The organism is Dermatophilaceae bacterium Soc4.6, assembly GCA_039889245.1.
In the GTDB taxonomy this organism is placed as follows: domain Bacteria; phylum Actinomycetota; class Actinomycetes; order Actinomycetales; family Dermatophilaceae; genus Lapillicoccus.
In genome coordinates this window covers 1,043,434-1,057,319 of record JAZGVH010000002.1, presented here as the reverse complement: position 1 = coordinate 1,057,319, position 13,886 = coordinate 1,043,434, and the positions used below count along the sequence as shown (strand labels likewise).

Sequence of the window (13,886 nt, the reverse complement as noted above, 5' to 3'; positions counted from 1 at the left end):
GCGCCGGGGTCAGTCCCGGTCAGGGACTCGCAGCAGGAGGTTCCGCACCGTCCACCGGCCGATCTTCAAGCCCTCGTCTGTGCCCAGCTGCGTGGCGTGGCGGAAGTGGAAGCCGATCCAGATCCGAGACTCGGCGTTCTCCTGCGCCGCCTGGGTGAACGAGGTGAAGTGGTGCAGGATCGGGTGGGCGGAGCCGCAGGTCCCGGCACCGGTCAGGGGGTGGCTGCGGCGGAGGCGGCGGACTTGAGGCGGACCTGGCGCTTGATCCGGCTGAGCATGGCGACCATGCCCCGCAGACGCAGGGGGGAGACGGCCTCGGCGAGGCCGAAGCGGTACGGAGCGTCGTCGGGCACCGCGAGCACCTCGGCGGCGGTCAGCCCGTCGAGCCCCTCGTGGAGGATGCCCGCGAAGCCGCGCGTCGTCGGTGCCTCGGGCGGCGCCTGGAAGAACAGGTTGACCACGCGGTCCTCGTCGGACCCGCCCTCGCCGACCTCGACCAGGAGGAACAGCGGCGACTGGCACTCGTCGACCCGCTCGAGCCGGTCGGGCTGGTCGCAGTAGCGCGCGGGCAGGTCGGGCAGCCCGTCGCTGAACTCCAGCAGGAGCTGGAGCCGGTCGCGCGCGGTCACGGCGCCGAAGTCCTCCGCGATCTCGGCCAGCGCCGTTGGTAGCGGGGCCTGCTCGCTCACATCCGTCACCTCACTCACCTACCGGTCACTTCTCGACGGGCACGCGCACGGCGTTGCCCCACTCGGTCCACGAGCCGTCGTAGTTGCGCACCTTGTCGAAGCCGAGCAGGTGGGTCAGCACGAACCAGGTGTGCGACGACCGCTCACCGATGCGGCAGTAGGCGACCACCTCGTCGCCCGGCTTCAGGCCCTGCTCGTCCTGGTAGAGCGTCTCGAGCTCGGCGCGGGACCGGAAGGTGCCGTCCTCGTTGGCTGCCTTCGCCCATGGCACCGACTTCGCGCCGGGGATGTGCCCGGCGCGCATCGCGCCCTCCTGCGGGTAGTCGGGCATGTGCAGCAGCTCACCGGAGAACTCACCGGGGGAGCGCACGTCGACCAGCGGCTGACCGAGGTGGGCGAGCACGTCGTCCTTGAAGGCGCGGATCGGTGCGTCGTCGCGCTCGACCACGGGGTAGTCGACCACCTCGGGCGTCGGCACCTCGCGGGTCATCTCGCGACCCTGTGCCACCCAGGCCGCCCGACCGCCGTCGAGCAGCCGCACGTCGGCGTGACCGAAGAGGCTGAACACCCACAGCGCGTAGGCCGCCCACCAGTTGCTCTTGTCGCCGTAGATGACCACGGTCGTGTCGCGGCCGATGCCCCGCTCGCCGAGCACGCGGGCGAACTGCTCGCCACCCACGTAGTCGCGCACGAGGTCGTCGTTGAGGTCGGTGTGCCAGTCGATCTTGAGCGCCCCGGGGATGTGGCCGGTGTCGTAGAGCAGCACGTCCTCGTCGGACTCCAGCACCACGATCCCCCCGGGGGCACCGACCGCGCCGGCTGCGACCTGCTCGGCCAGCCAGTCGGTCGTCACCAAACGCTCGGGGTGGGCGTACTCGGCGATCTTGGGGTCGCTGCTCGCAGTGCTCATGGCCGGTCACCTTCAGGTCAGTGGATCAATCGGGTCGTCAGGTCCCAGCCTCGCACGCCCGACTTCGGCGCCCGCGGCGGCTCCTGCCGAGGCCAACACCCCACGCCCGTCCCGTATGCCGCGCCCCCGCACCTCAGCCCCGGCAGCCGTCGCGGCCGTGGGCAAAAGCACCGGCGTCCGGGCCCTATGCGGTGCGCGCCCGTCGGTCTAGCGTCGGTGGTGCCCGCCATCCACGCCGTCTCGCAGAGGAGCCTCATGCCTGCTCGGTCCCGCCGTTCCGTGTTGTCGACCGTGGCCTCCGGAGCCGCCCTGGCGGCGGCCGCTGTGGGAGCGGGCGGGCCAGCCGCGGCGGCCGCGTCCGGCAGCGGGCACCGCCGGATCTCGTTGGTCGGGCGCGGGTTGCGGCGCCTCGACGTCCGTCCCGCGACGGTGCCCGGCCCGCAAGGGCACGCGGTGGCCGCCGTCGAGCTGCCCCGGGCCGGCGACCGCTGCGTCGTCACCGCAGTCGTCACCACAGCGACCGGTGACGCCGGCACCTTCCATGCCGACGTCGTCGCGCTCGTCGACCACGGCCGGTCACCCGAGCTCGGCGCCGCGATGACCTACGAGCAGCACCTGCTGACGCTGCCTGACGGGACCATCGCCGGCACGGGCACCACCGACCGCCGCGGCCGCGGCACGTATGCGGTCGTCGGTGGCACCGGCACCTACGCCGCGGCCCGCGGCACCTACCGCGTCGAGCTGCGCCGCCTCGACCTCGGCGGCGACGGGCACGCCCACTTCGACCTCGCCCTCGACACCCCCGACACCCCGCACAACCCCGACCAGTAAGGACCGCACCGTGTCCGTGACCATGAGCCTCAAGCTGACCGGGATCCCCGGAGGCTCGACGACGATCCCGGGCTCGATCGACGTCCTCGCCTTCTCCTGGGGGGCGTCCTCCCCGTCGTCGGCGGTCGGCGGGGCTGGCAAGCCCAGCATCCAGGACCTCAGCGTCACGGCCTACATCGACCAGGGCACGGCGGTGCTGACGCAGAAGATGCTCCTCGGCGCGGCCGTCACGAAAGCCGTGCTGACCGTGGCCCCGTCGACCCTGAGCCAGCCGACGGACACCTACACGATGACGACCGTCTACGTCACCTCGGTGAGCCTCGGCGGCTCCGGCGGGGAGGACCGGCTCACGGTCAACTACTCCTTCGACTTCGGCCAGCTCGACTTCCTGCTCGCAGGCAAGCACGTCACCTGGAACCTCGTCACCAGCACCCCCTGACGGGTCAGCGCATGTTCCCCGTGTGCCCGAGCGAGAACCGGCCCGGCTGCGGCCACACGAGCAGCCCGTGCGGGCCGGCGTCGACCGGGATCTCGTGCGTCACGGCCCCCGTCGTCGTGTCGAACACGTAGACCATCGAGCTGTAGCGACCCGAGAGCCACAGCTCGCTGCCGTCGGCGGAGACGCCCCCCATGTCGGGCGATCCCCCGCCGGGGATGTGCCACAGCGCCTTCTGCTTCAGGGTCGCGGCGTCGAGCACGGACACGCTGCCCTCGTCGCGGTTGGACACGTAGACCTCGCGGGCGTCGCGGGAGACGTAGATGCCGTGGGCACCCTTGCCCGTGTGCACGAAGCCGGTGACGGTCAGGGTGGTCGCGTCGACGACCCAGATCCCGTTGCGCAGCATGTCGGCCGCCAGGAAGTGCCGCCCGTCGGGGGTGAGTCGCACGTCCTGCGGCATCGCCGTCGCCCCGGGTCGGAGGAAGCCGGCCGGCCCCCCCATCGCGCGGGCCGTGCCCGCGTCGGTCGCCCCGGGGGTGGCGACCAGGTTGAGGTCGATCGTCTTCACCACGTGCGTCAGGCCGGGGTCGATGACCACGAGCACCCCGGAGAACTCGCAGCTGGCGACCATCGTGCGCAGGTCGGCGGTGAAGTCGGCGTGGTTGACGCCGTAACAACGGACCGGCACGTCGCGCACGGCCGCCATCGTGTGGGCGTCGCGGACCTCGAGCGCCCGCGCGCGCTCGGCCATCACGATGGCGTACCTCCCGTCGGGTGAGAAGTAGAGGTTGTAGGGGTCGAAGACGTCGACCGGCGTGCCGAGCCGGCCGGTCCGCGGGTCGATGGGCGTCATGATGTTGCCGGTGTCGCTGTTGACCCACAGCGTCGTGAGGTCGTGCGACGGCACGACGTGCTCGGGCGAGCGGGCGACCGGGTATCGGGCGATGACCCGGTAGGTGCCCGGGTCGATGACCTGCACGGTGCTGGCGACCTGGCTCGGCACGTAGACGAGCGGCCGGGCCGAGCGAGCCGGCCCGGTGAGCAGTCCGGCGCGGTCTGCCGCATAGGGCAGAGGGGTGGTGGGGGTGACGACTGCCGCGGTGGCGGGGGCGCTCAGCTCCGGGAGGGTGGTGGTCGGGCCGAGGGCCGGGGACTGCGCCGGCGACCCGGTGGAGCAGGCTGCGAGGCCCAGGGCCACGAGCGCGGCGACCGCCCAGGTCGTATGCCGCCACCCGGCTGCCGTCGTCACGCCGATCCACCGAGCAGCTCGGTCACCGTGACCGCCCGCAGCCCGCGTGCCGCGAGCGAGTCGAGCAGCCGGGGTAGTGCCGAGAGCGTGCCCGGGTGGCCGAGGTGGAGGCTGACGATCGCGCCGGGGTGCAGCGCCGCGGTGACGGTCGAGACGACGGCGTCGGCACCCGGGTCGGTGTAGTCGAGCGAGTCGATGTCGTAGGAGACGCTGCGGTGGTAGCCGACGGCCGCCGCCGCGGCGCGGATGGTGGGCGTGCTCGTCGGCGTGCCCGAGGGGCGGAAGAGCAGCCCGGGCCGTCCGACGGCAGCGCTCACGGCGTCAGCCCCCCGGCGCACCTCGTCGGTGGCGGCGGCGAGGTCGAGCCGGGTGAGCACGGGGTGGCTCCATGTGTGGTTTCCCAAGGCGTGTCCCGCCGCGACGATCTCGTGGCCCAGCGACGGCGTGGCGCTCAGCCACGTGCCGACGGCGAAGACTGTGACGCGCGCTCCCCGGGCGTGGAGCAGGTCGAGCACGGCCTGCGTGGTCGAGACGTCGCCGGCACCGTGGAAGGTGAGGGCGGCGCCGGTGCCGGTCGTCGGTCCGGAGGTGATGTCGCCCCCGGGAGTGAGCAGGAGCGACGGGGGTGTGCTGCGCGGTGACGGCGGCGCGCTGCTGGCGGTGGGTGGGGGCGCGGCGCTGCGTGACGGGTGCGTCGTCGTGAGCGTCGCCGACCCCTGCTCACCCGCTGCGGCGCAGCCCCCGGCCACGAGCGCTGTGCCGGCGGCGATGCCGGAGACGAGTGCTCGGCGGGTCAGGCTGGCGTCGCGTGGGTCCACGAACCGAGCATCGCACCCGCACCCCCTCGGATCGGGCCCCCGGGGGAAGTGCTCGTGAGGTTGCCAGCAACCTCACGGCTGGCCGGGAGGTGCCCGACCGGGTCCGTCAGCCCAGCCGCCCAAGGTCGTCGCGGCACCGCGTCTCGAAGGTCTCGAGCTCCGCGAGGGCCTCGTCGAGGTCGCGCCGGCGCTGCTCGAGGTCGGCCCGTCGGTCGTCGATCTGGGCGAGGACGTACTCCAGCTGCGAGCGGCGGCCGCGGGGGGCGTCGTACAGGTCGATGATCGTGCGGATCTGCTCGAGCGGGAAGCCGAGGCGCTTGCCGCGCAGGATGAGCGCGAGTCTCGTGCGGTCGCGGCGGCGGTAGACCCGCTGGGTGCCACGGCGCTCGGGGGTGAGCAGCCCGAGGTCCTCGTAGTGGCGCACGGTGCGGTGGGTGACGTCGAAGTCGTCGGACACCTGCGCGATGGTCCATGTCTTCTCGCCCCGACGGCCGGTCGTGGTGGACGTAGTGGAGGCGTGGGTCGCAGCAGTGGCGGTCGCCGGACTTGTCATGAGGGCGATTCTGCTTTACGTTGACGTCAACGTCAAGATTGACGTCCACGTCAAGCAGAACGGGTGAGGGACCGCATGTTCGAGCTGAGCAAGGACCACGAGGACTTCCGGGCGGTGGTGCGAGAGTTCGCGCAGGCCGAGATCGCGCCCCACGTCGGCGACTGGGACCGCGACGCGCACTTCCCCGCCGACCTCGTGCCCAAGATGGGCGAGCTCGGCCTCTTCGGCCTTGTCGTGCCGGAGGAGTACGGCGGCTCGGGCGAGGGTGGCGGCGGCGACTTCACCGCCCTCTGCGTGGCCATCGAGGAGCTGGGCCGGGTCGACCAGTCGATCGGCATCACCCTGTCGGCGGGCGTGGGCCTGGGCATCAACCCCATCCTCAGCTACGGCAGCGAGGAGCAGAAGCAGCGCTGGCTGCCCGACCTCGTCGCGGGGCGGACCCTCGCCGGCTTCGGGCTGACGGAGCCGGGCGCCGGCTCGGACGCGGGCCACCCCCGCACCCGGGCGACGCGCGACGGCGACCACTGGGTCCTCAACGGCGCCAAGGCCTTCATCACCAACAGCGGCACCGAGATCACCTCGGTGGTCACCGTCACCGCCCGCACCGGGGAGAACCCCGACGGCTCGCCCCAGGTCTCGGCCCTCCTCGTGCCCGCGGGCGTCCCGGGGTTCATCGTCGAGCCGCCCTACCGCAAGCTGGGCTGGCACATCAGCGACACCCACGGCCTGACCTTCGAGGACTGCCGCGTGCCGGCCGACCACGTGCTCGGTGAGCCGGGGCAGGGCTACCGGCAGTTCCTCAAGACCCTCGACGACGGCCGCATCGCCATCAGCGCGCTCGCCCTCGGCTGCGCGCGGGCCTGCCTCGAGCTGGCCACCGACTACGCCGGCACTCGTACGGCCTTCGGCCGTCCGATCGGCGCCAACCAGGGTGTGTCCTTCCCGCTCGCCGACCTCGCCGTCGACGTCGAGGCTGCCCGCCTGCTCACCTACAAGGCCGCGTGGCTCAAGGACGAGATGGTCGCCGGTCGCCGCTCGGTCGGAGAGGTCAAGCAGGCCGCGTCGATCGCCAAGCTGCACTCCACCGAGGCCGCGATGCGCGCGACCCGCGTCGCCACACAGGTCTTCGGCGGCAACGGCTTCATGGAGGAGTACCCCGTGGCCCGCTTCTACCGCGACGCCAAGATCCTCGAGATCGGCGAGGGCACCTCCGAGGTGCAGCGCATGCTCATCGCCCGCGGCCTCGGGCTCACGGCGTGAGCGCCGCCCCCACCCCACCCCGCCCTGCCGGTATGCCGGGGGGCCCCGACCCGCGCGTCGGGGCGGTCCGCGAGCGTCTCGCAGCGGCCTACGAGGCCTCGGCCAAGCCGAGCGACACGGCCCGGGCCAAGCTCGACAAGCAGGGCAAGATCGCCGTGCGCGAGCGGGTCGACCTGCTCCTCGACGACGGCTCGTTCGTCGAGGACGGACGTTACGCCAACAGCCGCAGCCCGGGCCTGCCGGCGGACGGCGTCGTCACCGGCCGCGGCACGGTCGACGGTCGGCCGGTGCTGGTCATCGCCAACGACCCGACCGTCAAGGCGGGGTCGTGGGGGGCGCGCACGGTCGAGAAGATCGTGCGGGCCACGGAGACAGCACTGCGCGAGGAGCTGCCGGTCTTCTGGTTCGTCGACTCCGCGGGCGCGCGGATCACCGACCAGGTGGAGATGTTCCCCGGGCGCCGCGGGGCCGGTCACATCTTTCACAACCAGGTCGCGCTGTCGGGGCGGGTGCCGCAGGTCTGCTGCCTCTTCGGCCCGAGCGCGGCCGGCGGCGCCTACATCCCGAGCTTCACCGACATCGTGATCATGGTCGAGGGCAACGCCTCGATGTATCTCGGCAGCCCCAGGATGGCGCAGATGGTCGTCGGGGAGACGGTCTCGCTCGAGGAGATGGGCGGTGCGCGGATGCACTGCACCGTCTCCGGCTGCGGCGACCTGCTGGCCCAGGACGACGTCGAGGCGATCGAGCTGGCCAAGCTGTACTTCTCCTACCTGCCCTCGACCTGGCGCGAGAAGCCCCCGTCCTACGGGCCGGAGCAACCGGCCACCGAGCTGACCCGCGAGGTCGTGCCCGAGCGCGAGTCGGTCCCGTTCGACGTGCACGAGGTCATCGACGGGCTCGTCGACGACGAGTCGTTCTTCGAGATCAAGCCGCTCTTCGCGCCCGAGCTGGTCATCGGTCTCGGCCGGATGGCCGGCGAGAGCGTGGGCATCGTCGCCAACAACTCGATGGTCAAGGGCGGGGTGCTCTTCACCGACAGCGCCGACAAGGCGACCCGCTTCATCTGGCTCTGCGACGCCTTCAACATCCCGCTGGTCTACCTCTGCGACGTGCCGGGCTTCATGATCGGCACCGAGGTCGAGCGGCAGGGCATCATCCGCCACGGCGCGAAGATGGTCTCGGCCGTCGCGTCGGCGACCGTGCCGCAGTTCTGCGTCGTCGTGCGCAAGGCCTACGGCGCCGGCCTCTACGCCATGGGCGGTCCCGGCTTCATGCCCGATGCGACCATCGCCCTGCCCACCGCCCGCATCGCGGTCATGGGGCCGGAGGCCGCGGTCAACGCCGTCTACGCCAACAAGATCGCCGAGATCGAGGCGGCGGACGGGCTCGAGGCGCGCGACGAGTTCGTCGCCCGGATGCGGCGGGAGTACGAAGAGGACGTCGACCTCGAGCGCCTCGTCGCCGACCTCGTCGTCGACCAGGTCGTCGAAGCCGAAGAGCTTCGCGGCGAGCTGCTGCACCGGCTGAAGTACGCCGCGGGGCGCGACCGCAGCTTCTCCGACAAGCGGCGCGCGGTCACGCCAGTCTGACCGCGGGCCCGGCGCACCGTAATCTGGGGGCAGCGGTCGAGCCGGGGGCCGTCCGTCCGTCGCCTCAGGAGCTCAGTCATCGCCACCGCCACCAGCACGCTCGACCGGGTCACCCACCGCCTGCCCCGACCGGTGCAGGCGGGAGTGCGCGCCTTCCGGCGGGTCACGCCCGGGCCCTCGCCGACGCCGGCGCCCACCGTGGCCGCGCTCGAGGACGACCAGCCCTGGTGGCGCCGCTTCGGCATGTGGTTCCCGCTCGCCGTCTGGCTCGCGACGCGGCTGACCACCGCGGTCATCGGCGTCGTCGCGGCCCGCAGCGAGATCTCGCTCCCGGCCTCCAACGGCATCCTGCGCATCATGTTCCCCGTCGACACCGCTCCGGGCTACTGGACGGTGATGAGCAACTGGGACGGGCAGTGGTACCAGCAGATCGCCACCCACGGCTACCCCCAGGTGCTGCCGCGCACCGACGACGGCCTGGTGGACATGAGCGCGTGGGCGTTCTACCCCGTCTACCCCGGCATCGTGGCCGGGGTCATGCGGCTGACGGGTCTGCCGTTCGCGGTCGCCGGTGGGCTGGTCAACGTCGTGATCGGGGGGGCGGCGATGGTGCTGCTCTTCCGCCTGGTCGACCGGGCCGTCGGCCGCTGGGAGGCGGTCGTCGCGGTCGTCGGGGTCTGCACCTTCATCTCGGCGCCCATCCTGTCGGCCACCTACACCGAGTCGCTCGCCATCCTCGTGGTCGTCTCCCTGCTCATGCTCCTGCGGGCCCGGCGCTACTGGTGGGTCGCGGTCGTGCTCGTCGTCCTCGCCCTGAGCCGCAACATCGTCGCGTCGATGGCGCCCGTCATCATCACCCACCTCGTCGTGCGGTGGCGCAGCGAGACCGACGAGACCCTCCCGCGTCGCACGAAGGTGGGGCTCGGCCTGCTGGCGCTCTGGGCCGGGGCGCTCGCGGCGCTGTGGCCCGCCATCATCGGCGTCGCCACCGGGGTACCGACCGCCTACACCCAGACCCTCGCGGCGTGGAAGGTCGGCAGCGACCTCAAGCTCTACTCTTGGTGGACCTACCTGGTGCTCGCCTACGGGTGGATCGGGCCGGTCTTCGGCCTCGTGGCCGTGGGCGTCTTCGCGTGGTTCATGCTGACCCACCGCACCTGGCGCTGGGGCCCCGAGATCTGGGCCTGGGCCGGGGCCTACCCGGCCTACCAGCTGCTCGTGACCAACAGCGGGCCGTCGCGGCTGCGCTACGCGATCCTGGCCTTCCCCTTCACCCTGCTCATCGCGTGGTTCCTCCAGGTGAGGTGGTGGCGGCGCTGGCGGGTGCTGTTGCTGTGCCTGGTCGCCCTGCTCGGAGTAGGACAGCAGGCGTGGTACGTCGGCAACTACCTCGTCGTGAGCCACCTCGACGGCAACATCTACTACCCCTGACCCGGGATCGCCGCCCGGCTCTAGCGAGCCGGGCGGCCGACCGCTCGCGACCACGACGTGAACGACCGCACCGGAGCTGGTCGCGGCCGCACCAGCCACGGCCACGGGTGCACCTCGACCGGCCGGACCGCGCGGGCGCGGGTGGCGAACCCGGGCACGGGCGCGTGCGTGACGGCGAGCGACCGGCCGGCGAGCTCGTCGGCCACGGCGCCGCGACGCACCTCGACGTCGCGTCGGGTGGCGAGGTCGCCGAGGGTGTCGGCGAGGAAGACCAGCCGCTTGCCCGACAGCCGCAACCGGGTGAGGAGCGGCTCGTCGAAGACGAAGACGACCGGGCGGTCGTCGTCCGCAGCGAGGGCGGGGTCGCCGTCGCCGAGCGACTCGGCGGTGAGCCAGACCTGATCGGCGCCCGAGCCCTCGACGGTGGAGGGGCCCGCAGGGATCTCGCCCTTGCCGAGGTCGGGCCCGTCGGCGGCGGCGAGCTCGCCCGTCGGCGGCCAGTCCTGCACCGGGCAAGCATCCGCCAGCGGGCACTCGCGGCAGAGCTGGGGTGCGCGCTTCTCGACCTGCCAGCGGCTGAAGCCGTAGGGCTTGCCCGAGCCGGTGCCGACGGTCCACTGCCAGCCGAGGCGGTTGGCCGCCCGCGACCCGTCGACCAGGTGGGCGAAGAACCGGTCCTCGCCCTCGCGCCAGTCCGCCCCGGCGCGCACGGCCCACTGCGACGCCATCCACATCCGCGTCTGGTTGACCAGCCAGCCGTCGGTGGTCAGCTCGGCGGTGGTCGCCTGCATGCAGCGCATCCCGTCGGGCCACGGGTCGTCCCACTGCTGCGCCGCCCGCGGCTGCTCGTGGCGCAGGGGGGAGGCGAGGGCTGGGCCCGTGCGCGCGTAGAGGTGCCGGGCATACTCCTGCCACAGCAGCTCGTCGCGGTAGCGGTCGCGGTCGGCCGCCGGCGCGTCGGCGACGGCATCCCAGGCCTCGCGCAGGGTGACGAGGTGGTGCCGCAGGTAGGGCGACATGCGGCTGGCGCCGCGGGACCCGACCGGCAGGACGTTGCTGCGGCGGCGGGCGTAGCCGGTGACGTCGAGGCTCGCGAGCGCCGAGTCGGCGGCGGTCTGGCCACCGAAGAAGGCGCTCCTGGCGACACCCTCCGCGCCCTCCAGCGTCAGGTCACCGAGGTGCTCGGCGACCCAGGTGGGGGTCTCGTCGCCGGGCGGGGGCGGGGGAGGTAGGCGCATGAGTCTGTTCTACCCGCCGGCAGCGAGCGGGTCATGTGTGGTGCGGCACCGGCCGGACCCCGATCCCCCAGGTGTGCCGACCCTGGGGGGCACTGCGGTGACGCTCGGTACCGTGGCCGTGGCCGGCACATAGCCGGACCCGGCTGCCGTGCGGTCGGCATCACCGACGCCGTCGTCATCGCCGTCGTGGTGGCCGGGTCGCCTCGATCGTCAGCGGCAACGTCTCCGGTCCACTCGTGCTCGCCACTCCCACCCTCTTAGCGCTGGCCGTCGGTCTGGTGATGGTCCACGTCCTCGTCCCACGGCGATCACCGTCTTCGCGACCGATGTGGTCGTGGTCGGCCAGCGCAACCGGACGCAGCGGGCTCAGGTCGAGACCGGGGCCGAGCAGGTCCTGAGCACCGACGCGGACCGGATCTCGACGCTCGTCGCGGCCCTGCAGGAGGCGGGCAGCGGTACCGCCGAGGTCTGGATCACCGACTCGGCCACCGGCGACCGTGTGCGCTCGGCCCTGCGCGCGGCCGGGATCGAGGTGACCGCGAGGCGTGACCGTGCCACCGCCGAGGCCCAGTTCGACAACTGCGCCTCGGCGTGGGGTCTCGAGATGGCGCTGACACCGAGGTGAGGCTCGACGAGGGCCACCTCACGGTCGTCCGTGAGGGACCGCAACGCCCCTGACTGGCAGGGCCTGCGTCACGAGCCGTCGCGCAGGTCCCCGAGCGTCGTGGGCGTGAACCGCACCTGAGCGAAGGTCGCCGTGCAGCCGTCGCCGGTCGGGGCCTGGACCTCGAGCCCGAGCCGGTGCCCGGTGACCCCGTCACTGCCCTGCCCGAGCGCGAAGACGCGGACCAGCTCCCAGACCTGCCCGTCGAGCGAGGCGTGGAAGGCGTGGACGCGGCCGATGCGCGAGATGCGCAGCCACACCTGCTCGCCCTCGACGACGAAGCCGTTCGCGTCGTCGGACGTGCCGCGGGTGACGACGGAGACGACCATCGGCGCCCCGGAGGGGGACTGCTCGAAGCAGAGCTTGGCCCAGTGGGTCTCGTCGAGCCAGACCAGCAGCACCCCGGCGTCGAAGCGGGCGACGAAGTCGACGCCGACCCGGGCGCTCAGCTGGAAGTCACCGGCCGGCGGGTCGCCCAGCAGGGTCACCGCGTTGAGCATCGACTCGGCGCCCACGGTGTGCTCGCCGCCGGGGTCGACGAAGAGGTCGGTGTGGCCGGGCGCCGTGGCGACGACGACGCCGACGTCGTCGACGCGCCACGCGTCGACGGCCGAGGGCGTGAGGACGAACGGCACGCCGGGCAGGTCGATGACGGTGCTCATGCCGACGCGGCCACGACATCGGCCGGGCCCACGACGTCGAACCAGCCGACGCCGACCTCGAGCAGGAGCTCGCGCAGCAACGGGAGCGAGAGCCCGACGACGTTGTGGTGGTCACCCTCGACCGCGGTGACGAACGCCCCGCCCAGCCCGTCGACGGTGAAGGCGCCGGCGACCAGCAGCGGCTCGCCGGTGGCGACGTAGGCGTCGATCTCGTCGTCGCTGAGGTCGGCGAAGTGCACTGTGGTGGAGGCGGTCGCGCCCATCGTCGCGCCGGTGCCGCCCTCGTCGGCGTCGCGCTCGTCGCGCAACCAGTGACCCGTATGGAGCACCCCGCTGCTGCCGCGCATCTGCCGCCACCTCTGCACCGCCTGGGCCGCGTCGACCGGCTTGCCGTGCACCTCACCCTCGAGCTCGAGCACGGAGTCGCAGCCGAGCACGAGGGTGGAGGTCTCGACGTCGGCGGCGACGGCCTCGCACTTCGCGCGGGCCAGGAGGAGGGCGACGTCGGCGGGCTCGAGCTCTCCATACGTCAGGCGGGCGCTGGCGACGGCGGCGTCCTCGTCGACGTCGCTGACCACGACGGTCGGCTCGATCCCGGCAGCGCGGAGGGTGGCGAGCCGGGCGGGAGAGGCGGAGGCGAGGATCAGGGGCGTACGGGCGCTCATGCCCCCGACCCTACGACTCCACCCTGCGTCAAGTCGGCGAGGTGGGGGGAAGGGGGGCAGCGTCAGGGCTCGTCGAGGAAGGCGTCGACGACGGGAGCGAGCTCGCCGGCCTCGGTGATCAGGCCGAGGTGGCCGCCGGAGTAGACGTGCAGCCGGGAGTGCGGGATGAGGGCGGCCTGCATGCGGGGGTTGGCCACCGGGATGATCGGGTCGTCGTCGCCGCCGACCACCAGCGTCGGCTGCCGGATGAGGCCGAGGAAGGGCAGGCTCGCCCAGCCGTACATCGCCGCCAGCTGGTAGTAGTAGCCCGTGCGCGGTCCCGACCGCGAAACGCCGTGGAGCAGGGCCTCGCCGGTGCCCGGGTTCTTGCGGGCCGACCCGCCGTAGATCGTCGAGGCGACCTTGGCGGCATATCCGGGGTCGCGGTGGCGTCGCGGCGTCGACATGATGCGCAGCACCTTCGGGCTGGCCGGCACCATCATCCAGCCGGTGCCCGTGGCGACCAGGACGACCTTGCGCACGCGGCGCGGCGACTGCGCAGCCAGCTGCTGGGCCAGGCCGCCGCCCCACGAGAAGCCAAGCACGTCGAACTTCTGGTGACCGAGCTTGGCCATCATCGCCGTGACCCACGACGCCAGCTGCGCGATCGTGTAGGGGAACGGCGGCAGGGCGCTGCCCCCGACTCCGGGCACGTCGAAGCGGATGACCCCGCGCTCGGGGTCGAGGGCGTCGACGAAAGGCTGCATCGCCTCGAGGCTGACCCCGATCCCGTTGCACAGCAACAGCGGTGGGGCGTCGGTGAAGCGGCCGACCCCAGGGCGTACGGAGACGCGCGCGGTGATCGTGCGCACCGTCACGTTGCGCATCGTGTCAGGAGCTGACGCG

General features: G+C 72.6%; 16 protein-coding genes. 7 read left to right on the top strand and 9 right to left on the bottom strand.

Annotated features, from left to right (window positions below):
• Window positions 1–212 precede the first annotated feature (212 nt).
• Together V3N99_04920 and V3N99_04915 are read right to left on the bottom strand one after the other, a co-directional pair.
• Window positions 213–689 carry a SufE family protein gene (locus V3N99_04920; protein MEO3936086.1) on the bottom strand — a complete coding sequence of 159 codons (477 nt, stop codon included), beginning with the start codon at window positions 687–689 and terminating at the stop codon, window positions 213–215.
• A 25-nt stretch (window positions 690–714) separates the two neighbouring features.
• Complete coding sequence (locus V3N99_04915; GenBank protein ID MEO3936085.1) at window positions 715–1,599, bottom strand: sulfurtransferase; 885 nt, start codon at window positions 1,597–1,599, stop codon at window positions 715–717.
• 255 nt (window positions 1,600–1,854) lie between these two features.
• Here V3N99_04915 and V3N99_04910 point away from each other — a divergent pair, with 255 nt between their 5' ends.
• Both V3N99_04910 and V3N99_04905 read left to right on the top strand, forming a co-directional pair.
• Complete coding sequence (locus tag V3N99_04910; GenBank protein MEO3936084.1) at window positions 1,855–2,430, top strand: hypothetical protein; 576 nt, start codon at window positions 1,855–1,857, stop codon at window positions 2,428–2,430.
• Window positions 2,431–2,440: 10 nt separating this feature from the next.
• Window positions 2,441–2,869 (top strand): type VI secretion system tube protein Hcp, encoded by a 429-nt coding sequence (locus V3N99_04905; GenBank protein MEO3936083.1) that lies wholly within the window; start codon window positions 2,441–2,443, stop codon window positions 2,867–2,869.
• Window positions 2,870–2,873: 4 nt separating this feature from the next.
• On the opposite strand, the gene V3N99_04900 is transcribed toward V3N99_04905, so the two are convergent.
• The 3 genes from V3N99_04900 to V3N99_04890 form a co-directional block, all read right to left on the bottom strand.
• Complete coding sequence (locus V3N99_04900; protein ID MEO3936082.1) at window positions 2,874–4,118, bottom strand: hypothetical protein; 1,245 nt, start codon at window positions 4,116–4,118, stop codon at window positions 2,874–2,876.
• On the bottom strand, window positions 4,115–4,936 hold the full coding sequence (locus V3N99_04895) for a polysaccharide deacetylase family protein (GenBank protein MEO3936081.1): 822 nt from the start codon (window positions 4,934–4,936) through the stop codon (window positions 4,115–4,117). Before V3N99_04895 ends, V3N99_04900 begins: the two co-directional genes overlap by 4 nt.
• 106 nt (window positions 4,937–5,042) lie before the next feature.
• On the bottom strand, window positions 5,043–5,393 hold the full coding sequence (locus tag V3N99_04890; protein MEO3936080.1) for a MerR family DNA-binding transcriptional regulator: 351 nt from the start codon (window positions 5,391–5,393) through the stop codon (window positions 5,043–5,045).
• Between the two features lie 7 nt (window positions 5,394–5,400).
• Here V3N99_04890 and V3N99_04885 point away from each other — a divergent pair, with 7 nt between their 5' ends.
• From V3N99_04885 to V3N99_04870, 4 genes are all read left to right on the top strand, one after another.
• A complete protein-coding gene (locus tag V3N99_04885; protein MEO3936079.1) occupies window positions 5,401–5,556 on the top strand; it encodes a hypothetical protein in 156 nt (51 codons plus the stop codon).
• Between the two features lie 8 nt (window positions 5,557–5,564).
• Window positions 5,565–6,749: an acyl-CoA dehydrogenase family protein gene (locus tag V3N99_04880; GenBank protein ID MEO3936078.1), complete on the top strand. Its 1,185-nt coding sequence runs from the start codon at window positions 5,565–5,567 to the stop codon at window positions 6,747–6,749.
• A gap of 32 nt (window positions 6,750–6,781) precedes the next feature.
• Window positions 6,782–8,341 carry an acyl-CoA carboxylase subunit beta gene (locus V3N99_04875; protein MEO3936077.1) on the top strand — a complete coding sequence of 520 codons (1,560 nt, stop codon included), beginning with the start codon at window positions 6,782–6,784 and terminating at the stop codon, window positions 8,339–8,341.
• A gap of 132 nt (window positions 8,342–8,473) precedes the next feature.
• Window positions 8,474–9,772: a hypothetical protein gene (locus V3N99_04870; GenBank protein MEO3936076.1), complete on the top strand. Its 1,299-nt coding sequence runs from the start codon at window positions 8,474–8,476 to the stop codon at window positions 9,770–9,772.
• 20 nt (window positions 9,773–9,792) lie between these two features.
• On the opposite strand, the gene V3N99_04865 is transcribed toward V3N99_04870, so the two are convergent.
• Complete coding sequence (locus V3N99_04865) at window positions 9,793–11,010, bottom strand: FAD-binding domain-containing protein (protein MEO3936075.1); 1,218 nt, start codon at window positions 11,008–11,010, stop codon at window positions 9,793–9,795.
• Window positions 11,011–11,344: 334 nt separating this feature from the next.
• Between V3N99_04865 and V3N99_04860 the strand changes: the two genes are divergently transcribed.
• Window positions 11,345–11,635, top strand: coding sequence for a hypothetical protein (locus V3N99_04860; GenBank protein MEO3936074.1), 291 nt, complete (start codon window positions 11,345–11,347; stop codon window positions 11,633–11,635).
• Between the two features lie 68 nt (window positions 11,636–11,703).
• Here V3N99_04860 and V3N99_04855 read toward each other — a convergent pair whose 3' ends face one another.
• The 3 genes from V3N99_04855 to phaZ form a co-directional block, all read right to left on the bottom strand.
• Entirely contained in the window at window positions 11,704–12,336 is a 633-nt protein-coding gene (locus V3N99_04855; protein MEO3936073.1) for a DUF1349 domain-containing protein, read from the bottom strand.
• Window positions 12,333–13,001, bottom strand: a complete 669-nt coding sequence (locus V3N99_04850) for a Maf family protein (GenBank protein ID MEO3936072.1) — start codon at window positions 12,999–13,001, stop codon at window positions 12,333–12,335. Before V3N99_04850 ends, V3N99_04855 begins: the two co-directional genes overlap by 4 nt.
• A 62-nt stretch (window positions 13,002–13,063) precedes the next feature.
• A complete protein-coding gene (gene phaZ / locus V3N99_04845; GenBank protein ID MEO3936071.1) occupies window positions 13,064–13,858 on the bottom strand; it encodes a poly(3-hydroxyalkanoate) depolymerase in 795 nt (264 codons plus the stop codon).
• Window positions 13,859–13,886: the final 28 nt, after the last annotated feature.